The 19,769-nt window shown below is 63.2% G+C and carries 20 protein-coding genes; 7 read left to right on the plus strand and 13 right to left on the minus strand.

Annotation, left to right across the window (positions count from 1 at the left end; all coding sequences use genetic code 11):
* Positions 1-38 precede the first annotated feature (38 nt).
* A complete protein-coding gene (locus OKW20_RS26680; RefSeq protein ID WP_429114752.1) occupies positions 39-683 on the plus strand; it encodes a DUF1007 family protein in 645 nt (214 codons plus the stop codon).
* Positions 677-1,735, plus strand: coding sequence for a nickel/cobalt transporter (locus tag OKW20_RS26685; protein WP_429176967.1), 1,059 nt, complete (start codon positions 677-679; stop codon positions 1,733-1,735). The genes OKW20_RS26680 and OKW20_RS26685 overlap by 7 nt, the downstream gene beginning before the upstream one ends.
* A gap of 22 nt (positions 1,736-1,757) precedes the next feature.
* Here the strand turns inward: OKW20_RS26685 and OKW20_RS26690 are convergent, their stop codons facing one another.
* The 4 genes from OKW20_RS26690 to OKW20_RS26705 form a co-directional block, all read right to left on the minus strand.
* Complete coding sequence (locus OKW20_RS26690) at positions 1,758-1,964, minus strand: hypothetical protein (protein ID WP_034786975.1); 207 nt, start codon at positions 1,962-1,964, stop codon at positions 1,758-1,760.
* A gap of 42 nt (positions 1,965-2,006) precedes the next feature.
* Entirely contained in the window at positions 2,007-2,702 is a 696-nt protein-coding gene (locus OKW20_RS26695; protein WP_429176970.1) for a GNAT family N-acetyltransferase, read from the minus strand.
* 121 nt (positions 2,703-2,823) lie between these two features.
* Complete coding sequence (locus OKW20_RS26700; protein ID WP_429176972.1) at positions 2,824-3,537, minus strand: tellurite resistance TerB family protein; 714 nt, start codon at positions 3,535-3,537, stop codon at positions 2,824-2,826.
* A gap of 206 nt (positions 3,538-3,743) precedes the next feature.
* The gene (locus OKW20_RS26705) at positions 3,744-4,382 is read right to left on the minus strand and encodes a 2-dehydro-3-deoxy-phosphogluconate aldolase (RefSeq protein WP_034786978.1); all 639 of its coding nucleotides are present in this window, start codon (positions 4,380-4,382) and stop codon (positions 3,744-3,746) included.
* Positions 4,383-4,583: 201 nt separating this feature from the next.
* On the opposite strand from OKW20_RS26705, the gene OKW20_RS26710 reads away from it, so the two are divergent.
* From OKW20_RS26710 to OKW20_RS26720, 3 genes are all read left to right on the plus strand, one after another.
* Positions 4,584-5,057: a CYTH domain-containing protein gene (locus OKW20_RS26710; protein WP_429176975.1), complete on the plus strand. Its 474-nt coding sequence runs from the start codon at positions 4,584-4,586 to the stop codon at positions 5,055-5,057.
* Entirely contained in the window at positions 5,054-5,962 is a 909-nt protein-coding gene (locus OKW20_RS26715; protein WP_429176977.1) for a CHAD domain-containing protein, read from the plus strand. Before OKW20_RS26710 ends, OKW20_RS26715 begins: the two co-directional genes overlap by 4 nt.
* Before the next feature lie 111 nt (positions 5,963-6,073).
* The gene (locus OKW20_RS26720) at positions 6,074-7,030 is read left to right on the plus strand and encodes a rhodanese-related sulfurtransferase (RefSeq protein WP_429176980.1); all 957 of its coding nucleotides are present in this window, start codon (positions 6,074-6,076) and stop codon (positions 7,028-7,030) included.
* A gap of 251 nt (positions 7,031-7,281) precedes the next feature.
* On the opposite strand, the gene OKW20_RS26725 is transcribed toward OKW20_RS26720, so the two are convergent.
* From OKW20_RS26725 to OKW20_RS26740, 4 genes are all read right to left on the minus strand, one after another.
* Positions 7,282-7,689 carry a GFA family protein gene (locus tag OKW20_RS26725; RefSeq protein WP_429176983.1) on the minus strand — a complete coding sequence of 136 codons (408 nt, stop codon included), beginning with the start codon at positions 7,687-7,689 and terminating at the stop codon, positions 7,282-7,284.
* Between the two features lie 111 nt (positions 7,690-7,800).
* Positions 7,801-8,577 carry a MetQ/NlpA family ABC transporter substrate-binding protein gene (locus OKW20_RS26730; RefSeq protein WP_402325609.1) on the minus strand — a complete coding sequence of 259 codons (777 nt, stop codon included), beginning with the start codon at positions 8,575-8,577 and terminating at the stop codon, positions 7,801-7,803.
* A 39-nt stretch (positions 8,578-8,616) separates the two neighbouring features.
* Positions 8,617-9,282: a methionine ABC transporter permease gene (locus tag OKW20_RS26735; protein ID WP_429176986.1), complete on the minus strand. Its 666-nt coding sequence runs from the start codon at positions 9,280-9,282 to the stop codon at positions 8,617-8,619.
* Positions 9,272-10,354 (minus strand): methionine ABC transporter ATP-binding protein, encoded by a 1,083-nt coding sequence (locus OKW20_RS26740; protein ID WP_429176990.1) that lies wholly within the window; start codon positions 10,352-10,354, stop codon positions 9,272-9,274. Before OKW20_RS26740 ends, OKW20_RS26735 begins: the two co-directional genes overlap by 11 nt.
* 414 nt (positions 10,355-10,768) lie before the next feature.
* Between OKW20_RS26740 and OKW20_RS26745 the strand changes: the two genes are divergently transcribed.
* Positions 10,769-11,641, plus strand: coding sequence for an NAD-dependent epimerase/dehydratase family protein (locus OKW20_RS26745; RefSeq protein WP_429176992.1), 873 nt, complete (start codon positions 10,769-10,771; stop codon positions 11,639-11,641).
* A gap of 53 nt (positions 11,642-11,694) precedes the next feature.
* Here the strand turns inward: OKW20_RS26745 and OKW20_RS26750 are convergent, their stop codons facing one another.
* From OKW20_RS26750 to xylA, 5 genes are all read right to left on the minus strand, one after another.
* The gene (locus tag OKW20_RS26750; RefSeq protein ID WP_429176994.1) at positions 11,695-13,062 is read right to left on the minus strand and encodes a GH1 family beta-glucosidase; all 1,368 of its coding nucleotides are present in this window, start codon (positions 13,060-13,062) and stop codon (positions 11,695-11,697) included.
* A gap of 146 nt (positions 13,063-13,208) precedes the next feature.
* A complete protein-coding gene (locus OKW20_RS26755; RefSeq protein WP_043618457.1) occupies positions 13,209-14,390 on the minus strand; it encodes a Gfo/Idh/MocA family protein in 1,182 nt (393 codons plus the stop codon).
* A 274-nt stretch (positions 14,391-14,664) separates the two neighbouring features.
* Positions 14,665-15,717, minus strand: coding sequence for a sugar phosphate isomerase/epimerase family protein (locus tag OKW20_RS26760; protein ID WP_429114763.1), 1,053 nt, complete (start codon positions 15,715-15,717; stop codon positions 14,665-14,667).
* A gap of 336 nt (positions 15,718-16,053) precedes the next feature.
* Complete coding sequence (locus OKW20_RS26765) at positions 16,054-17,565, minus strand: methyl-accepting chemotaxis protein (RefSeq protein WP_429176996.1); 1,512 nt, start codon at positions 17,563-17,565, stop codon at positions 16,054-16,056.
* 380 nt (positions 17,566-17,945) lie between these two features.
* Complete coding sequence (gene xylA, locus OKW20_RS26770; protein ID WP_429176998.1) at positions 17,946-19,256, minus strand: xylose isomerase; 1,311 nt, start codon at positions 19,254-19,256, stop codon at positions 17,946-17,948.
* Positions 19,257-19,398: 142 nt separating this feature from the next.
* Here xylA and OKW20_RS26775 point away from each other — a divergent pair, with 142 nt between their 5' ends.
* Positions 19,399-19,761 carry a nuclear transport factor 2 family protein gene (locus tag OKW20_RS26775; protein WP_429177001.1) on the plus strand — a complete coding sequence of 121 codons (363 nt, stop codon included), beginning with the start codon at positions 19,399-19,401 and terminating at the stop codon, positions 19,759-19,761.
* Positions 19,762-19,769 lie beyond the last annotated feature (8 nt).

Genomic DNA, 19,769 nt, shown 5'->3' on the forward strand with positions numbered 1-19,769 from the left:
CGCGGAGCGATCGCTCCAGCCGAAAGGATTGCCGCCACATGAGAACCAAATGCCTCGTCATGGCCGGCCTTGCCACCTTGGCTGCCCCGTCGCTGGCCTTTGCTCACCCGCATATCTTTGCGGAAGCGCGCCTCGAGGTGGTCTCCGACGACAAGGACGAGATCAGCGAACTCCGCAACGTCTGGCGCTTCGACGAACTGTTCTCCTCCAGCGTCGTGCTCGATTTCGACAAGAACTCGAACGCGACACTCGATCCGGACGAGCTGGCGGAAGTCGGCCAGACGGTGATGGAGTCCCTGTCCGAGTACAATTACTACACGACGATCCTCGACAACGGCAAAACCATCAAGGTCAACAAACCGGACCACATCACCGTCGACTACAAGGACGGGCAATTGCTGATGATGTTCGCGGTCAAGCCGGCCGAGCCGATGCCGCTCAAGGGCAAGCTCTCCTTCGGCGTCTACGATCCGACGATGTATACCGCGATGGACTTCGCGAACGACGATGACCTGACAGTCGTCGGCGACAAGATCAATGCCTGTGAGCACAAAGTCGTCCGCCCTGATCCCGACGAAGTTCTCGCCGAGAACAAGGACACCTTGACCGACGCCTTCTGGAGCGACCCGACGGGCACCGACATGTCGAAGCTCTTTGCAACCAGGATCGAGATCACATGCTGAACACCCGCGGGATCGCACGTCTGGTCACGGCCGCGTTCGTCGTCACGGCGCTCTCCGCAACGATCGCCGCGGCCCAGTCGCCCCTCGGCATCGGCACGGCCGAGCCCGCGTTCAAGACGACCGGTTTTCTCGGCGGCTTCTTCGCCTGGATCAACATGGAGCAGCAGGGCTTCTATCGGCTGATGACCAACGCGCTGAAGGGGATGCGTGAGAACCCCTGGCAGCTCTGGTCGCTGGTCGGCCTGTCCTTCACCTATGGCGTGCTGCATGCCGCTGGCCCCGGCCATGGCAAGGCGGTGATCTCCTCCTACATGATCGCCAACGAGACGGAGCTGAAGCGCGGCGTGCTGCTCTCCTTCCTCTCCTCGCTCCTGCAGGGCGTGGTCGCGATCCTTTTGATCGGCGCCGTCTACCTCATCCTGCGCGGCACCTCGATCAGCATGACCAGCGCGACGCGCTGGCTGGAGATTGCGAGCTACGCGCTGATTGCTGCCTTCGGCGGCTGGCTTCTCCTGCGCAAGCTGCGGTCGATGCTGCGTCCGGTCGCCGTGGCTTCCGTGGCCGGCGGCGGGCAGGTCCATCTCGCGCACGATCACCATCGCGATCATCACGATCACGATCACCATCACAGCCACCATCATGATCACCACGGGCACAGCCATGGGCCGGGCGAAGTCTGCGCAAGCTGCGGCCATGCGCATGCGCCCGATCCGTCGATGCTGAAGGGCGATCGTTTTGCGCTCAGGGAAGCCTGGTCGGCGGTCATCGCCGTCGGCCTGCGTCCCTGCTCCGGCGCGCTGATCGTGCTGTCCTTCGCACTCCTGAACGGGCTTTACCTCGGCGGCGTGCTTTCGGTCTTTGCCATGTCGATCGGCACGGCGATCACTGTCTCGATCCTTGCGACCATGGCCGTCACCGCCAAGGGCTTTGCGCTCCGCTATGCGGCAAACGGCGCTGCGGCCGCCCGGATCTCGAACGGTATCGAGATCGCCGGCGCTGCCCTTGTTCTGTTGCTGGGATTGGCGTTGCTCGGCGCGGCGCTACAGAGCTGACACAGACGGCCTGGTCAGGCCGTCACAGTCCACGCTTGCGCTGGTAGCGCGCGCGGAGCCAGAAGAGCAGGAAAAAGCCGAGCACGAAGATCACGCCGAAGGCGGCGGCAAGCCAGGGCGAGATATCCCCGAGCTTGAGCATGATCGACGGCAACACGAAGAAGCCGAGGCCGGCGACGACGAGAATGATCGCAGCGGCGATCGCCGGTGACTTTTCCTTGTTCTGCATGACTTCCCTGCTGTTGTCTGCTGCGGCCGGAGCAGCCGGCGCCTATTTCGACGCCTGCCGCTCCAGGTCCGAGCGTATATCTTCAAGCCGCCGCTTCTGGCGACCGTCTTCATCGAAATTATCAGCTGCAAGCCAGCTTTCGAATGCGGCATTGAGCAGCGGCCATTCGCTATCGATCATCGAAAACCAGGCCGTATCGCGGTTGCCGCCCTTGGAAATCATGTGCTGCCGGAAAATGCCCTCGAAAGTGAAACCTAGGCGTGCCGCCGTCTGACGGCTGGCCATGTTCTCGCTGTTGCACTTCCATTCGTAGCGGCGGTAGCCCAGATCCTCAAAGACGTGTTTTGCCATCAGGTAGTGGACTTCGGTCGAAAGCGGCGAACGCGCCATGGCGGCGCCATGCGCCACGGAGCCAACCTCGACGACGCCATTGGCCGGATCGGGGCGCATGTAGTTGGCCATGCCGACGACAATGCCGGTTGCCTGGTCGCGGAACACCTCGGTGACCCAGCTGGACTTCTGCTGAGCCGCCGTCAGCCACGCGTCGAAGTCTTCGATCCCGGTGAAGTCCGGCTGCGCGAAATATTTCAGCAGCGGATTGATCGCCATGCCGCCGAGGCCGTCCCAGAGATCCTGCAGATGCCGGTCGCGCTCATAGGGCTCAAGCTTGACGAAGCGCCCTTCGAGCGCGACGCCCTTCGGCGCCGGGCACCCTTTCCAGTTCTTCAGGTCCTGCATCGGCCGCTCCTCCTTTATCCCTGCCCTTCGGCATAGGCCAGAGTGGCGGCCGACACAAATTCAAACTGGTGATGAACCCTGTTCGAACCGGTGATGAAACCGTGCCGGCAGAACCGATCCCCTACGCGGTGGCCGGCACCTTGGCGGCCGAAACCGTCGCCTCGATGTGATCGACCAGCGCGTCGGGAAGTCCGAGGCGGCCGGCAAGCAGGTCGAGATAGCCACGCTCCGCACGGGTTTCCGGTTCGATCGTCAGGCGCGACGCGGTGTAGACCTCTACCCGCTCCTCTTCGGTCTTTGCCGCGCCGACGATCGCGTCGATATCGACGGGGTTGGCAAGTTCGCCTTCGAGGAAGCTCGCGGCATCGGCCGAGAGGCCCGATACCGACAGCTTGTCCATGATATGCTGGCGCTCGGTATCGTCGATATGCCCATCGGCGCGCGAAGCGGCGATCATCGCGCGCACCAGCGTCAGCGCAAAATCATGGCTGACGGCTTCCGGCGCGGAGGCGAAACCGGAATCGGCCGGCGGCGGCAGAAGTTCCGGGTCGCCTTTGGCGACCGTTGCGCCGCCGGGCGTGTTGCCGGCCTGATAATTCTTGTAGGCCTGGTAACCGAGACCGGCGATCGCCGCGAGACCACCGAGCACGGCGGCGTTACCCGCCAGCTGGCGACCCGACTTGGTACCGAGCAGAACAGCGGCAATGGCGCCGCTCGCCAGCGGATTGTCCTTGGCAAGCTGCGTCGCCTGGGTCGCGCGATCGCGCACCGTGCCGCCGGCACCGGGCACCTGCGATCCCAGAAACTGATCCAGCAATTTCTTCGCGTCGAACATCGGGTTTCGCTCCTTGTCGGTTCCGGGCGGTTGAAGACGAGCGCAAGGGTGCGCCGCCCGCGCGCCCGTCGCTGAATGGATTGAGACATAGGAACGTTGCAGGGAAAATACAAATTCGCGCCAGAGGCGAGCGACGCCGTCCAGCCAAAGAAAAAGGCCGGGCTCTCCGCCCGGCCTTTCAAAAAACGGAAGGCGTTGCTTGCCGCTCAGCCCTTGAGCACGAAGGCTTCTGCCGCGAGCTTGGTGATGCCGGCCCAGTCGCCCTTGGCAACCAGTTCCTTCGGCGCAACCCAGGAGCCGCCGACGCAGACGACGTTGGGCAGCGTCAGATAGTCGCGCGCATTGGCAAGGGAAATGCCGCCCGTCGGGCAGAAGAGCGTGCCGGCAAGCGGCGAGGACAGCGACTTGAGGTAGGCAGCACCCCCTGCCTGTTCGGCCGGGAAGAACTTCATGACGTCGTAGCCTTCTTCGCGCAGACCCATGACTTCGCTTGCAGTTGCCGCACCCGGCAAAAGCGGCACCTCGTGATCGTTGGCGACGTCGATCAGTTCCTGCGTCGTGCCGGGGCTGACGATGAACTTCGAGCCGGCCTCGACCGCCGCTTCGAACTGGGCGGCGTTGAGGATCGTACCGGCGCCGGCAACGGCACCTTCGACTTCGTTGGCAACGGCGCGGATCGCTTCGAGTGCGGCCGGCGTGCGCAAGGTGATCTCGATCGCCTTCAAACCGCCGGCAACAAGCGCGCGCGCCAGCGGAACGGCGGTCGCCACGTCGTCGATCACCAGCACCGGAACGACCGGCGCCAGTTTGAGGGTTGAAAGAAGCCTGTCGGATTTCGCGCTCATGCCGATCGTCCTTTTTAAAACGATTGAATATGCCCTCCGCATACTCCCCCGGCCACCGGTTGTCGAGACCCAAGGCGGTCAGAGCGCGGCTTTCGCATGTAAGGCAAGGGTAATATGCAACTTGCGACAAAGAGATGACTTGAGCCTTTGCGCGAAAGCGATAGGTTGGTGGCCGCGGGCCCCTGAAATGGCGGATTTTCCATGGCGAAGGAAATAGAGCGCAAGTTTCTGGTCGCTTCCGACGGATGGCGGGAGCGTGCCGACAAGGGCATTGACCTCAGGCAGGCCTATGTCGTGACGATGGACGACCGCTCGCTACGCGTGCGCATCCATGGCGACAAATGGGCGCGGCTCACCATCAAGATCGGCAAGTCGGCACTCGTCAGGAACGAATACGAATACGACCTGCCGATGGAGGATGCCCGCGAGATGCTGACCCAGGCGGTCGGGATCGTTATCGAGAAGAGACGCTACCGAGTGCCGCACAAGGGGTTCACCTGGGAAGTCGACGTCTATGGAGGCGCGCTCAAAGGCCTCGTCGTTGCGGAAGTCGAGATGAAGCGCGAGACCGACATGCCGGCGCTGCCCGATTGGGTCGGGCAGGAAATCACGGGCGATCGCCGCTACTCCAACCAGTCCCTCGCCACCGAAGGACTGACGGAACCGCAACCATGACTTACGCCTTCGAACCCGGGCGGCCTTTTTCGGAAGACTTCCGCGCAATCGCCGCCGAACAGCTCACACAGGCGGTGATGACGCTCGAGGATCGGCCCGACGGCATGCACGAGGCGATCCATGACGCCCGCAAGAACTTCAAGCGCCTGCGCTCGCTGTACCGTCTCGTCGCAGCGGACGTGCCGCTTTTTCAGAAGCACGAAAATGCGCGCATCCGTGACATGGCCCGCAACCTCTCAACCGTTCGGGACGCGGCCGCACTGGTCGAGAACGCCCATTACCTCAAGGCAGCCGCGTGCAACGAGGAGGAAGAACGGGCGCTCGCCCATGTCTGCGAGCGGCTGACGACACGCCGGGACCGCATCACTGAAAGCGCGACCGATATCGAGGACCGCGTGTCAGCCACCATCGTGCGCTGCGAGCAGGCACTGCAGGCCCTCAGCCAGGTGACATTCGACGATCGACGCCGCAAGACCGCAAACCGGCTCACGAAAGGATGGCGGCGCACTCTGAAGCGGGCCAAGCGCGCGAGGCAAGCCTGCAACGAGACCTCGGAAGCCCCGGCGTTCCACGAACTCCGAAAGCGGGCGCAGGACTATCGCATGCATCTCGGCCTGATGCGCGCGGTCTGGCCGTCGGCCCTGCAGGCCAAGCGCGTCGAGGCCAAGGCGCTGGTCGACACGCTCGGCCACCTCAACGATCTCGCGGTCATGACCCAGCTGATCAACGAGGATCCGGGCCTTGCCGGCAACAGCCAGGATCAGGCGCACCTCATAGCCGCCGTCATCGACCGACAGGGAAGCTTGCGCAAGCACGCTCTTGATCTCGCCGCCGAGGTCTTCCAGGAGGAACCGGACGACGAAAGCCGGACCATCCGGTTGCTCTGGCTCGATGCCGCGCGCTGACGGTTCGGCGGAATCCTCCCACAGACGGCCCGGCCGGCCGCGCCGCGACAGAGTGCCCCTCGGCCCCGCCGCGATTGCGCTTGCGGCGCGAAAGCTGTATTTGCACGGGCCATGACCGACATTTCCACGACCCCGCTCGCCCAGACCCATGGTGAGACGCATGGCCAGTTCCTGGTCGCCGCGCTCTATCATTTCGCAAGCTTTCCGCGCTTCGCCGAATTCCGCGAGCCGCTGCAGGCCGTCTGCGACGTAAACGGCGTCAAGGGCACGCTGCTGATCGCCCATGAGGGCATCAACGGCACGATCGCCGGCACCGACGCCGGCATTGCCGCAGTGCTCTCCTTCCTGCGCGCGCAGCCCGAATTCGGCGCACTGGAGCACAAGGAAAGCCGCGCATCCTCCATGCCGTTCCTGCGCATGAAGGTGCGGCTGAAAAAGGAAATCGTCACCATGGGCGTCGAGGACATCGACCCCAACAAGATCGTCGGCACCTATGTCGACCCGAAGGATTGGAATGCGCTGATCTCCGATCCCGAGACGATCGTCATCGACACGCGCAACGACTACGAGACGGCGATCGGCATCTTCAAGGGCGCGGTCGATCCGCAGACCAAGACCTTCCGCGAGTTCCCGGACTGGGTGCGCAACAACACCGGCCTGCACAACAAGCCGAAGATCGCCATGTACTGCACCGGCGGCATCCGCTGCGAGAAGGCGACCGCCTTCATGAAGGAACAGGGCTTCCACGAGGTGTACCACCTCAAGGGCGGCATCCTGAAATATCTCGAGGAAGTGCCGCAGGAAGAAAGCCTCTGGGAAGGCGCCTGCTTCGTCTTCGACGATCGCGTTTCGGTTACCCACGGCCTCGAGGAAGGCGAACACACGCTCTGCCACGCCTGCCGCCAGCCGCTGACCAAGGCGGACCTGGCTTCACCACACCACGAAGACGGTGTCGCCTGCATTCATTGCCACGAGGTCCGCACCGAGGAGGACCGCGAACGCTACCGCCAGCGCCAGAAGCAGATCGACCTTGCGAAGAAGCGCGGCGAGCGCCACCTCGGTAGCTGAACGACCGATTCGCCGCCTCATCTGCGCGGTAATGCCCCTCATCCGCCTGCCGGCACCTTCTCCCCGCAAGCGGGGCGAAGGGACTTGCGGCACCGCCCCTGCTCACAAAGCTAACCCCAGCTTTCGGCTGCGACTTGCAGGCGGTCCCCGGGGTTCCCGGGTACAGAGAGCTCCGCGGCGCCCCAGCACGGCACGTCCCCTCGCCCCGCTTGTGGGGAGAGGGTGAGGGGCAGTTTCACTAGCGAACGCAGTCAGCCCGGCAGCGCCTCGCACTCCCCAAGCACCAGCGCGCTGCGGTCCCATTCATGCCGGCTGCGGGTGAAGATCGCGTCGGTCGGCCGGAACACCGACGGGTCATCGAGCGTGCCGGCATAGATCGACACACGCGGATCATCCGGCGGACCTGAGCCATAAACCTGGCTGCCGCAGGTTTCGCAGAAATAGCGAACGGATGGATTGCCGTTTGCAGCGCGCGTCTCATAACCGCGGCCCGCGCCCGACATCGTCACATCGGTGCGGTCGAAGATCATATAGCAGCAATGGCCGGTTCCGGTCGTACGCTGGCAGTCGCGACAATGGCAGAAGCCGGAAAAGAGAGGCTGAGCCTTCAGCTCATACCGGATCGCACCGCAGAGACACCCGCCAGTCATCGCATCCATGTCCTACCCTCCTCAAGGCAGGCGGAGGATAACGCTGCGCGCGGTCCGGTCAAAGAAAAACCGCGCGCCGGGGTGCGGCGCGCGGTCGATGGTTCGCTTAGGCGGAGCTGCTTACCAGCTCGGGATCAGCGCGCCCTTGAAGGTGTCGTTGATGAAGGCACGCACCTTTTCGTCGTGGTAGGATTCGACCAGCGTCTTCACCCACGGCGCATCCTTGTCGGCCTTGCGAACGGCAATGACGTTGGCGTAGGGCGACTTTTCGCCTTCAATCGCGATTGCGTCCTTCTTCGGATGCAGGCCGGCTTCCATCGCGTAGTTGGTGTTGATGACGGCGGCGTCCACGTCCTGCAGCGAGCGCGGCAGCTGGGCGGCGTCGAGCTCGGCAAACGTGATGTTCTTCGGGTTCTCGGTGATGTCGGCAGGGGTCACCTTCAGGCCAGCTTCTTCCTTGACCTTGATCAGGCCCTTGGAGGCGAGAACGAGCAGCGCGCGGCCGCCATTGGTCGGGTCGTTCGGGATGGCGATCGTTGCGCCGTCCGTGAGTTCATCGAGGCTCTTCACCTTCTGCGAATAGACGCCCATCGGGGTGGTGATGGTGGTGCCGACGCTGACGATGTCGAAGCCGCGATCGGCGATCTGGTTGTCGAGATAGGGCTGGTGCTGGAACGAGTTGGCGTTGAGGTCGCCGTCAGCCAGAGCCTGGTTCGGAACGACGTAGTCGGAGAATTCGAGGATCTCGATGTCGAGGCCCTTGGGGGCTGCGACTTCCTTCACCTTCTCCATGATCTGGGCATGTTCGCCCGGCGTGACGCCGACCTTGATGGTTTCGGCGAATGCCGCGCCGGCGGAAAGAGCGGCAATCGCTGCCGCGATGATGAGCTTCTTCATGGTCGTCTCCTTGTTCACGTTTAAGTCTTGGGAGGAAAATCAGGTCTTGCGGTTCTTCTTGTCGAAGCGCCGCGCGAGGCCATCGCCGGCGCTCTGCACGAGCTGCACCAGCACGATCAGCACGATGACGACGACGAGCATCACGTCGGGCATGAAACGCTGGTAGCCGTAGCGGATGCCGAGGTCGCCAAGCCCGCCGCCGCCAACGGCGCCGACCATGGCCGAATAGCCGATGAGGCTGACGGCGGTCATGGTGAGCGCCAGGGTCAGCGCCGGCCGCGCTTCGGCAAGCAGCACCTTGAAGACGATCTGCATCGGGGTCGCGCCCATGGCCCGCGCCGCCTCGATCAGCCCCTTGTCGATCTCGCGGATCGCCGCTTCCACCAGCCGCGCGACGAACGGGATCGTCGCGATCGTCAGCGGCACGATCGCTGCCTTGGTGCCGATCGAGGTGCCGGTCAGGAGCCGGGTGAAGGGAATGATCGCGACGACCAGGATGATGAACGGCGTCGAGCGCGTGGCGTTGACGATCAGCCCGACGATGCGGTTGATGGTCGGCGCCGGGAAGAGCTCGCCCTTGCCGCTGGTCGCAAGGAAGATCCCGATCGGTCCGCCGATCAGCGAGCCGATCAGGCCGGCGATGGCGACCATGTAGATGGTGTCGACGGTGGCGCCGCCGATGCGCAGGAGAATATCAGGCGACATAACCGAGCACCTCCGTAACCAGGCCGTTTTCGACAAAGAAGCGTTCGGCGCGGCCGGACGTCTCGGCATCCGCGCCATAGGCGACCACCAGCGAGCCATAGGGCGCGCCGCCGATCTCGTCGATCGTGCCGGCGATGATGTTGACCTCGGCGCCGACGGACTTGATCAGCTGCGAGATCAGCGGCTTTTCGGCTGCCGCCCCAAAGAAGGTCAGCCGCACGACGGCGCGATCGCCGGCGGCCGGTGCAGGCTTCAGCGCGCGGGCGACCGCGTCTGGAAGCTTCGAGCCCGGCAGGCCCGAAAGCAGCGCCCGCGTCGTCTCGTGCTTCGGATGAGTGAAGACATCGAAGGTGTGGCCACGCTCGACGATGCGGCCGTGATCGATGACGGCAACATCCGAGGTCACCGCCTTCACCACTTCCATCTCGTGGGTGATGAGCAGCACCGTCAGGCCGAGATCGGCATTGATGCGCTTCAACAGCTCGAGGATCGACTGGGTCGTCTCCGGATCGAGGGCCGAGGTCGCCTCGTCGGAGAGCAGGAGCTTCGGCTCGGTCGCAAGCGCCCGGGCAATGCCGATGCGCTGCTTCTGGCCACCCGAAAGCTCGGCCGGATAGCGCCCGTGCTTGTCGGCAAGGCCGACGAGATCGAGCAGCGGCAGCACGCGCTGTTCGATCGCGCGCTTGTCCATGCCCGCGATTTCAAGCGGCAGCGCGACGTTTCCGAACACGGTGCGCGAGGACAGCAGGTTGAAGTGCTGGAAGATCATACCGACGGATCGGCGCAGGCTGCGCAGCGCCGCCTCGTCGAGCCCGCCGACATCGACGCCGTCCACCAGCACCTTGCCGCCCGTCGGCTTTTCGAGCCCGTTGACCAGCCGGATCAGCGTCGATTTGCCGGCGCCGGAACGGCCGATGATGCCGGTGATCGAGCCGCGATCGACGGTCAACGAGACCTTGTCGAGCGCAGTGAAGGCGCCGCTGGTGCCGGACGCGGGGAAATGCTTGGAAACGCCGTCGAAGACGACGGCCGCGTCAGCCGATGGCGCGGTGTTTTGGGCGGAAACGCTCATCGTTCGGAAATCCCCGAATGAGGCGCAGTCGGAATGTGCGGGTACATAAGTGCTCTCGGATGTTCAAAACTCATGATCCCGGGCTTGGCCGGGATGGAACGCGCGTCTGGTCAGGCCGACATTCGACAACGCATTCGGAACAGGGAGCACTTCTCTAACATCAAGCAACCAGTCAGTTCAACTTTGGCGCCGCATGGCCCGCACGCGACATAATCTACGGCTCTTATGGAGAATTGCCGCTGACTTTCACAGGCATGATTTTCCCGAATTTGACGACGTGCGGCAAAACCATGCTCTTTTGCTGCGCTCCGCCCGGTCATCCCGCAAATCGCCATCTTGGATATCCTTGTTCGGGCGGACTGTGCCCGACCGCATTTCATGCTAACGGGCAGGAACAGGATTACGAGGTGAGAAATGCGCATCGTCTTGACCGGAAGTTCCGGCCGCATCGGCAGAGCCATCTATAACGCACTCGCCGCTGACGACCATGACGTCATCGGCATCGACCGTGCCCCGTTCGGCACCACGGCCATCGTCGGCGACTTCGTCGATGGCGAGCTGCTCGAGCGCGCGATGGAAGGGGCGGACGCCGTGATCCATACGGCTGCCCTGCACGCGCCGCATGTGGATGCGGTTGCCGACCAGGAATTCGAGCGCGTCAACGTGATGGGCACGCATCTGGTGATTGCCGCAGCCCAGGCCGCCGGCGTCGGCCGCATCGTCTTTACCAGCACGACGGCACTCTACGGCCATGCGGTCACGGAAGGCGGCTGCGCCTGGATCACCGAGGAGACGCCGCCGAAGCCGCACACCATCTACCACCACACCAAGCTTGCGGCCGAAGCCCTGCTCGAAAACGCCGCCGATCGTGCTTTGCATGTGCGCGTGCTGCGCATGTCGCGCTGTTTCCCCGAGGCCGCCGATCGTATCGCAAGCTACCGCCTGCACCGCGGCATCGATGCGCGCGACGTGGCTGCCGCGCATGTGGCAGCACTCGACAATGGCAGCCCGGCCTTTCAGCGTTACATCATCTCGGGCGAAACGCCCTTCCTTCCGACGGATTGCCGCCGGCTGGCGGAGGACGCGGCGGGGCTCTTGCGCGAACGTGCGCCAAAACTGAGCCAAGCCTTTTCCGATCGCGACTGGTCGCTGCCCGCGACCATCGACCGGGTGTATGACCCGAGTGCTGCGATCGAAAAGCTCGACTGGAAGCCGCGCTACGGCTTCAAGGAAGTGCTGGCCCAGCTCGACCGGCAGAGCCTGGAAGTCCTGCCGGTCCGGCGGTGAAGTGAGCGAGCCGCACGGAAGCACCACGGGCGGGTGGGCCGCCCGCTTGAGCTTCAGACGTGGTTGCCCTTGGGAAACTGTTCGGCGAGCGCCTGGTACCACTGACCGCTCTTCTTGATGGTGCGGACCTGGGTGTCGTAGTCGACATGCACGATGCCGAAGCGCATCTTGTAGCCCTCGGCCCACTCGAAATTGTCCATCAGGCTCCAGGCGAAATAGCCGCGCATCGGATACCCCTCGGAGATCAGGTCCGCCGTCACCGACAGATGGTCGGCGATGTAGTCGAGCCGCGGCTGGTCGTCGACGATGCCGTTCTCGAGGCCCATGTTGTAGCAGGCGCCGTTCTCGGTGATGTAGCAGTCGGGCAGTTCGTATTTTGCGTTCAGCGTCTTGACCAGGCTGCCGAGCGCGGGAGCGTAAACCTCCCAGCCGATATCCGTCTTTGTCTCGCTCACCGGCTTGGCATTGATGGTTGCCGGGTATTCTGCGCCCTTGGCCGGATCGTCGCTCACCCGCATCGGCGTATAGTAGTTGAGCCCCCACCAGTCGAGCGGCCGCGAGATCGTCTCCATGTCACCGTCTTCGATCGCAGGCATGCGGTGGCCGAGCGCACTCATGAAACTCTCGGGGTACTCTCCCTTGAAGATCGGGCCGAAGAAGACGCCGTTGTGGAAGTCGAAGGCACGGTCGGCGGCTTTCTTGTCGGCCGCGCTGTCGCTGCCCGGATAGACCGAATGCGCGTTGATGACGATGCCCGTGGGGAGGTTCGGCCGCTCGGAGCGGATGGCGTCAACGCCGAGGCCATGCGCCAGATTGGTGAAGTGCAGCGCATGCAGGGCTGCATCCATGTTGCGCTCGCCCGGCGCATGGATGCCATAGAGGTGGCTGAGCCAGACCGAGCACCAGGGCTCGTTGAAGGTCGCCACCGCATCGAGCCGGTCGCCGAGGCGAGCAATCACCGTCTTGGCATAACGCTGGAAGGCATAGGCCGTGGTGCGCGCCGTCCAGCCGCCATCGCCCATCAGCGCCAGCGGCAGGTCCCAATGATAGAGCGTGGCATAGGCCTTGATGTTGCGGGCCTTGAGGCCGTCCACGAGACGGTCGTAGAAATCGAGGCCCTTTTCGTTGATCGGGCCGGTGCCCTCAGGAATGATCCGCGGCCAGGCAACGGAAAACCGATAGGCATCGACGCCGAGGCTCTTGATCAGGTCCAGATCTTCTTCCAGCCGATTGTAGTGGTCGCAGGCGACATCGCCGTTGTGACGCCCGAAGACACGGCCCGGCATGTTGGAAAAGGCATCCCAGATCGACGGCTTGCGTCCGTCGGCCTTGGTGGCGCCTTCGATCTGGAACGAGGCGGTCGCCACCCCGAATACGAAATCGCCCGGAAAGCGCTCTGCCAGGATCTTGGGATCAGTCATCTCTTTATCTCGTCTCGTTCCGACCCCGCCGCCGGCGGGACCTTGTTTTTCGGTTTGTAGAGGGCCGACCTAAAACGATGCCGGCAAATGTCAACTCGCGAAAAAGGGCGGGAAAGCCCCGCCCCTGCGCCGGTATTGGCCTGTGGCTATACCTTTACCCACGCCCCATTTCGTTTGGATGACTGGACGCAGGCATCGACGAACACCATGCCCTTCATGCCGTCGTCGATGGTCGGGTAGGTGACCGCCGGATCGATCTTCTCGCCCTTGCGCTTGGCAAAGATGGCGCGAGCAGCCTCCGTGTAGATATTGGCGAAGCCTTCGAGGTAGCCCTCCGGATGGCCAGACGGAATGCGGCTGACGCGGTTTGCGGCCGCACCCGCTCCGGCGCCGGCGCGCGTGAGCAGGCGCTTCGGCTCGCCGAACGGCGTGTACCAGAGATAGTTCGGGTCCTTCTGCGTCCATTCGAGCCCGCCCTTTGTGCCGTAGACGCGCACCATCAGGCCGTTCTCGTGGCCGGGCGCCACCTGGCTGCACCAGAGCAGGCCCTTGGCGCGCTCGCCGTCCTTCGCCTTGAAGCGCATCATCACATGGGCATTGTCGTCGAGCTGGCGGCCGCCAACGAAGCTGTCGAGATCGGCAGCGAGTTCTTCGAGTTCGAGGCCGGAAACGAAGGCACCGAGATTATAGGCGTGCGTGCCGATATCACCGGTCGACCCGCCGGCGCCGGAGCGCGCCGGATCCGTGCGCCAGGCCGCCTGCTTCTGACCGGACTGTTCGATGTTTTCCGTCAGCCAGTCCTGCGGATACTCCATCTGCACCAACCGCACCGCACCGATCTCGCCATTGGCGACCATCTCGCGCGCCTGTCGCACCATCGGATAGCCGGTGTAGTTGTGCGTCAGCACGAACAGCGCATCGCTTTCGTCCGCCGCCTTCTTCAGCTTCTTCGCGTCGCCAAGCGTCGAGGTCAGCGGCTTGTCGCAGATCACGTGGATGCCGCGCTTCAGGAATTCCTTGGCCGCGGCATAGTGCACGTGGTTCGGGGTGACGATCGCCACCGCCTCGATGCCGTCCTTCAGCTTCGCCTCGCGGATCGCCATCTGCTTGAAGTCGGAATAGACGCGCGACGGATCGAGCCCAAGCTCGCGGCCGGAGCTTTCGGCCTTTTCCGGCGTCGACGAGAGCGCGCCGGCCACCAGTTCATAATGATCGTCGAGCCGGGCTGCGATGCGGTGCACCGCGCCGATGAAGGCGCCGGAGCCGCCCCCCACCATGCCGAGCCGGATGCGGCGCTCGCGCTTCTCGCTCGTTCCTTCGATTGCCATAGTCTTCTCCCCTGTTCGTTCCGTGTTCGTATGTTTCTTGGGCTTTGGCCCTCATCCCGCGGTGAGGGTTCGCCCCTCATCCGCCTGCCGGCACCTTCCCCCCGCTCGCGGGGAGAAGGGAACTGCCGCACCCGCTCGCCACGAAAACCTCGGCAACGTGTCCAGAAGGGGCGACGGCCAACGGTCGTGCACGTCCCCTCTCCCCGCACGCGGGAAGAGGGTTAGGGTGAGGGGCCACGGCGGCCCTTTGTGGGCGGCCGGGTCCGCAGCCGCCTCAGATCCCGAGCATCCGCCGGTTGGCCGCCTCGTCCGTGCCGCCATCGGCAAAGTCGTCGAATGCCTTCTCGGTGACGCGGATGATGTGGTGCTTGACGAAATCGGCACCTTCCCTCGCCCCATCCTCCGGGTGCTTCAGCGCGCATTCCCACTCGACCACCGCCCAGCCGGCGAAATCATTGGCCGCCATCTTCGAGAACACGGCACCGAAATCCACCTGGCCGTCGCCGAGCGAGCGGAAGCGCCCGGCACGGTTGACCCAGCCCTGATAGCCGCCATAGACGCCCTGGCGCCCGGTCGGGTTGAACTCCGCATCCTTGACGTGGAACATCCGGATGCGGTCCTTGTAGATGTCGATATTGTCGAGATAGTCGAGGCACTGCAGCACGTAGTGCGAGGGGTCGTAGAGCATGCAGGCGCGGGCATGGTTGCCGGTGCGCTCCAGGAACATCTCGTAGGTAATGCCGTCGTGCAGGTCTTCGCCCGGATGGATCTCGTAGCAGACGTCGACGCCACAATCTTCGGCGTGGTCGAGGATCGGCTTCCAGCGCTTGGCCAGTTCATCGAAGGCCGTCTCGACGAGGCCGGCCGGCCGCTGCGGCCAGGGATAGACGAAGGGCCAGGCGAGCGCGCCGGAGAAGCTTGCCATGGCGTTCAAGCCCAGATTCTTCGAGGCCGTCAGCGCCAGCTTCACCTGCTCCACCGCCCAAGCCTGGCGTGCTTTCGGATTGCCGCGCACCTCGGGTGCTGCAAAGCCCTCGAAGGCTTCATCATAGGCCGGATGCACGGCGACGAGCTGGCCCTGCAGATGGGTCGAAAGCTCCGTTACCTCGACGCCGTTGTCGCGCGCCGTGCCGGCAAACTCGTCGCAATAGGCTTTCGAGGTCGCAGCCTTTTTCAGATCGATCAGCCGTGCGTCCCAGCTTGGCACCTGCACGCCCTTGTAGCCGCAATCGGCCGCCCATTTGGTGATCGCATCCCAGGAATTGAACGGCGCTGCATCGCCGGCGAATTGCGCAAGAAAGAGCCCTGGCCCCTTGATGGTCTTCATGCTGATTTTCCTCCCGATGGAACGGCCGAAGATCGCTCGATCCGTCCGAGCAATTGCCGGACGACGGCGCAAGGCTCGTCGCTTTTCCGGTAAAAATGACAGGCCTGAAACGTTGCAGGCGCTGCACGCTACCAGATTTTTCCAAGGGGGCAACCGGCGAAGGCATAGATTCCCCGAACATTTGTAATCGATTTCATTTCTTATGCCCGACAGGCCGCCGAACCGCGTTGCAAATGGAGCATCAGCGCTTGCGGTGCACGTCCGGCAGTCGGCCCGCGAAGAGAAAGGGCGCCATCATGGCGCCCTTTCCCCTCGTCCGCCGCTCTCCTCAGACGATCATCCGTACCGCCGGTTGCCAGGCATCGGATTGGCCCTGCCTTGCCGCCCGGAGGATACGGTGAACTGATCGACCAGCCCCTTGAGCGTGGTGCTGACCTGCATGAGTGTGTGGGTCGCGGCGCTGGTCTCTTCCACCATCGCCGCATTCTGCTGGGTCATCTGGTCCATATTGGTGACGGCCGTATTGATCTCGGCCATGCCGGCCGACTGCTCGCGGGCGGAGCCTGCGATCGCGTCGATATGGCCGTTGATGTGGATCACCTGGTCGCCGATGTGATGCAGTGCCTCGCCCGTCTTGTTGACCAGCGACACCCCCATCAGCACGTCCTCGGCCGACTTGTCGATCAGCTCCTTGATCTCGCGTGCCGCTTCGGCCGATTTCTGCGCCAGCTCACGCACTTCCTGTGCGACGACGGCAAAACCCTTGCCCGCCTCGCCGGCGCGCGCTGCCTCCACGCCTGCATTGAGAGCCAGAAGGTTGGTCTGGAAGGAGATCTGGTCGATAACACCGATGATCTGGGTGATCTTGCGCGAGGATTCCTCGATCGCGCTCATCGCCGCGACCGCCTGTTCGACGATCGCGCCGGATTTGCGCGCCTCTTCGGTCGCGTTTCCGACGACCCGCCGCGCCTCCTCGGCGCGTGATGCCGCCTCCTTGGAAATCGTGGTAATCTCTTCGAGCGCAGCGGCCGTCTCCTCGAGCGAAGCTGCCTGCTGCTCCGTGCGCCGCGCCATGTCGTCCGTCGCCGACACCAGTTCGCCGGCATTGTTGGCCGTCTCTTCGGAAGCCCCCACGATCGCGCCAAAAGTCTGGTCGAGCTTGCCGAGGGCCGCATTGAAGTTGGACCTGAGGCTTGCGAATTGCGGCGCGAGTTCATGGGCGATGACGGCGGTCAAATCGCCATCGGCTAGGCGCTTCAGACAGTTTTCGAGCGCCGAAAGCGCGTCTTCCTGCTGGCCGTTCAAGACCTGTCGCTCGGCTTCAGAGCGCTCGCGCTCTTCCTGAAGCGCTTCGAGATAGACCGAGATGGCATAGTCCATGTCGACCATCGCCGCCTTGACGACGGCGGCCACATCCGTGCCGATCTCCTTTGCCTTGTTGCGGTGAAGGAAGCCCGTCAGGTGGCTCTCGATGACGCTCTTGAGGATGGATTCGATGATCAGCGCATAACCGCCGATGTACCAGCGCGGCTCCAGGCCGAGGCGCGCATGGGTTTTGCCAATCGTGGTGACGGCATCCACATATTGCGCATCGAACCGGGCCGATGCGATCAGTTCCCAGTGTTTTGCCTGTCGCGCCTTCGCCCCCTGCACATGCGCGTCGCTGGCAAAGAAGCGCGCCGTCTCGGGATTAGCCCGCGCCTTGGCGTAGAATTTGTTCAGCGCCGTATCCAGCGAGGCGGAAATGACGGGCAGCGAGCGCGCGAGCGCCGTCCGTTGCACCTCGTCGAGATCGACGAACTGAAGCCGCTCGGTCAGCAGTTTTGTTTTTGAATCGAAGCTGGTCATGCGAAAAGTTCCCCCGGAGCCGCGGCAGGACGCATGACAAGTCGCCGCTGCAGCTGAAGGTCCGGCGTACCCTGCACCCGACGTTTACCACATTATAAAGTAGAAATAACTGTAAATTGTATATGACAAATACTGCTATCATTGATTGAAGATTGATAGCACGAAGCCCGCCTCCGCTGAAAGCACGAAGCTATCGACGGTTGCGCATGAACATAAGTATTTGCTGAATAAGATTTCCATGAAATCCGCGCTCCAGCAACAACCAGAAAGCGCCATGGATTTCCTGCTGTGGAAAAACACAAATCCAGAGTGGCAAAATATGACAAAAATCAAAAGCGGCCGGAAAGATCCGGCCGCCCGTTGCATGTACCACTCGCCGCTCAGACGTAGCGGTTGACGACGTTTTCCAGCAACTCCTGCTTGCCGGACTTCGGCTGCGGGTTGAGATCCGACTTCAGCACCCAGGCCTCGATCTCTTCCAGCGAAAAGCCGCCGTCGAGCATCTTCTTGGCTTCCGGCACCTGCCAGCCGGCATAGCGCTGGTCGAGCGGCTGCGAGAGCGCCTTGTCCTCGATCATCTTCGCTGCCGCCTTCAGGCCGCGGGCACAGCAATCCATGCCGCCGATATGGCCGATCAGCAGGTCCTCGGGATCGATCGACTGGCGGCGCAGCTTGGCGTCGAAGTTGGTGCCGCCGGACTTGAAGCCGCCGCCGGCCAGAACCTGGTAATAGGCGAGCGCCATTTCCGGCACGTTGTTGGGGAACTGGTCGGTATCCCAGCCGGACTGATAGTCGTTGCGGTTCATGTCGATAGAACCAAAGATGCCGAGCGCGTTGGCGAGCGCCAGTTCGTGCTCGAAGGAGTGGCCGGCAAGGATCGCATGGCCCTGCTCGATATTGACCTTCACCTCGTTTTCCAGGCCGTAGTTCTTGAGGAAACCGTAGACCGTCGCGACGTCGTAGTCGTACTGGTGCTTGGTCGGTTCCTGCGGCTTCGGCTCGATCAGGATCGCGCCCTTGAAGCCGATCTTGTGCTTGTACTCGACGACGAGATTGACGAAGCGGCCGAGCTGGTCGAGCTCGCGTTTCATGTCGGTGTTGAGCAGCGTCTCGTAGCCTTCGCGTCCGCCCCACAGCACGTAGTTCTGGCCGCCGAGACGCTTGGTGGCGTCAAGGCAGGTTTTCACCGTCGCTGCGGCAAAGGCAAAGACATCCGGGTCCGGATTGGTTGCCGCACCCGACATATAGCGGCGGTTGGAGAAGAGGTTGGCCGTGCCCCAGAGCAGGTTGACGCCGGTCTCGGCCTGCTTCTTTTCGAAGTAGTCGACGATCTCGTTGAGGTTCTTCGTGTTCTCGACGAAGCTTTTGCCTTCCGGGCGCACGTCGGCGTCGTGGAAGCAGTAGAAGGGCACGCCGAGCAGATCGAAGAATTCGAAGGCGACATCGGCCTTCAGCTTGGCCGCCGCCATGTCGTCCTTGAACCAGGGGCGCTCGAAGGTCTGGCCGCCAAAGGGGTCGCCGCCCGGCCAGACGAAGGTGTGCCAGTAGGCCACCGCGAAACGCAGGTGGTCTTCCATGCGCTTGCCGAGCACGACCTCGTCCTTGTTGTAATGGCGGAAGGCGAGCGGATTGGTGCTTTCAGGTCCTTCATACTTGATCTTGGCGATATCGCCGAAAAAGCCAGTGCTCACGGGTCTTGCTCCTCTTTCAAGAGTGGTGTCGGCCGGCATCGCCATTGCGATAGGCGCGGCCATTACGTGGAAGGTAATTGGTTTCATTCCCTCGACCGGCGATACCGGAAGCATCGAAACGCCAAACGGAAGGAACACTTCGATGCACGACTTCAACGCCATCGCTAGAGCCTACATGACCGCCTGGAACGCCACCGACGCTGCTGAGCGCGCGGCCCTGATCGAGAAGACGTTCACCGCCGACGTCGCCTACCGTGATCCGATCATGCAGGGCGACAGTCATGCCGGCATCGATGCGCTCATTGCCGGTGTGCAGGGGCAATTTCCCGGCTTCCGTTTCACGCTGAAGGGTGACGCCGACGGTTATGCCGACACGATCCGCTTTTCTTGGGCGCTCGGTCCGGACGGCGTTCCCTCTGTCATCGAAGGCACCGATGTCTGCCAGATCGAAGATGGCCGCCTGAAGACGGTCACCGGTTTCCTCGACAAGGTTCCGGCCCACTGAGCACGCGG

This window comes from Ensifer sp. LBL, from assembly GCF_050435225.1.
GTDB lineage: Bacteria > Pseudomonadota > Alphaproteobacteria > Rhizobiales > Rhizobiaceae > Ensifer.

Bases quoted from the DNA above. Each gene is read 5' to 3' on its own strand.
- OKW20_RS26680 (WP_429114752.1), top strand. From the start codon at position 39: ATGAGAACCAAATGCCTCGTCATGGCCGGCCTTGCCACCTTGGCTGCC.
- OKW20_RS26685 (WP_429176967.1), top strand. From the start codon at position 677: ATGCTGAACACCCGCGGGATCGCACGTCTGGTCACGGCCGCGTTCGTC.
- OKW20_RS26690 (WP_034786975.1), bottom strand. From the start codon at position 1,964: ATGCAGAACAAGGAAAAGTCACCGGCGATCGCCGCTGCGATCATTCTC.
- OKW20_RS26695 (WP_429176970.1), bottom strand. From the start codon at position 2,702: ATGCAGGACCTGAAGAACTGGAAAGGGTGCCCGGCGCCGAAGGGCGTC.
- OKW20_RS26700 (WP_429176972.1), bottom strand. From the start codon at position 3,537: ATGTTCGACGCGAAGAAATTGCTGGATCAGTTTCTGGGATCGCAGGTG.
- OKW20_RS26705 (WP_034786978.1), bottom strand. From the start codon at position 4,382: ATGAGCGCGAAATCCGACAGGCTTCTTTCAACCCTCAAACTGGCGCCG.
- OKW20_RS26710 (WP_429176975.1), top strand. From the start codon at position 4,584: ATGGCGAAGGAAATAGAGCGCAAGTTTCTGGTCGCTTCCGACGGATGG.
- OKW20_RS26715 (WP_429176977.1), top strand. From the start codon at position 5,054: ATGACTTACGCCTTCGAACCCGGGCGGCCTTTTTCGGAAGACTTCCGC.
- OKW20_RS26720 (WP_429176980.1), top strand. From the start codon at position 6,074: ATGACCGACATTTCCACGACCCCGCTCGCCCAGACCCATGGTGAGACG.
- OKW20_RS26725 (WP_429176983.1), bottom strand. From the start codon at position 7,689: ATGGATGCGATGACTGGCGGGTGTCTCTGCGGTGCGATCCGGTATGAG.
- OKW20_RS26730 (WP_402325609.1), bottom strand. From the start codon at position 8,577: ATGAAGAAGCTCATCATCGCGGCAGCGATTGCCGCTCTTTCCGCCGGC.
- OKW20_RS26735 (WP_429176986.1), bottom strand. From the start codon at position 9,282: ATGTCGCCTGATATTCTCCTGCGCATCGGCGGCGCCACCGTCGACACC.
- OKW20_RS26740 (WP_429176990.1), bottom strand. From the start codon at position 10,354: ATGAGCGTTTCCGCCCAAAACACCGCGCCATCGGCTGACGCGGCCGTC.
- OKW20_RS26745 (WP_429176992.1), top strand. From the start codon at position 10,769: ATGCGCATCGTCTTGACCGGAAGTTCCGGCCGCATCGGCAGAGCCATC.
- OKW20_RS26750 (WP_429176994.1), bottom strand. From the start codon at position 13,062: ATGACTGATCCCAAGATCCTGGCAGAGCGCTTTCCGGGCGATTTCGTA.
- OKW20_RS26755 (WP_043618457.1), bottom strand. From the start codon at position 14,390: ATGGCAATCGAAGGAACGAGCGAGAAGCGCGAGCGCCGCATCCGGCTC.
- OKW20_RS26760 (WP_429114763.1), bottom strand. From the start codon at position 15,717: ATGAAGACCATCAAGGGGCCAGGGCTCTTTCTTGCGCAATTCGCCGGC.
- OKW20_RS26765 (WP_429176996.1), bottom strand. From the start codon at position 17,565: ATGACCAGCTTCGATTCAAAAACAAAACTGCTGACCGAGCGGCTTCAG.
- OKW20_RS26775 (WP_429177001.1), top strand. From the start codon at position 19,399: ATGCACGACTTCAACGCCATCGCTAGAGCCTACATGACCGCCTGGAAC.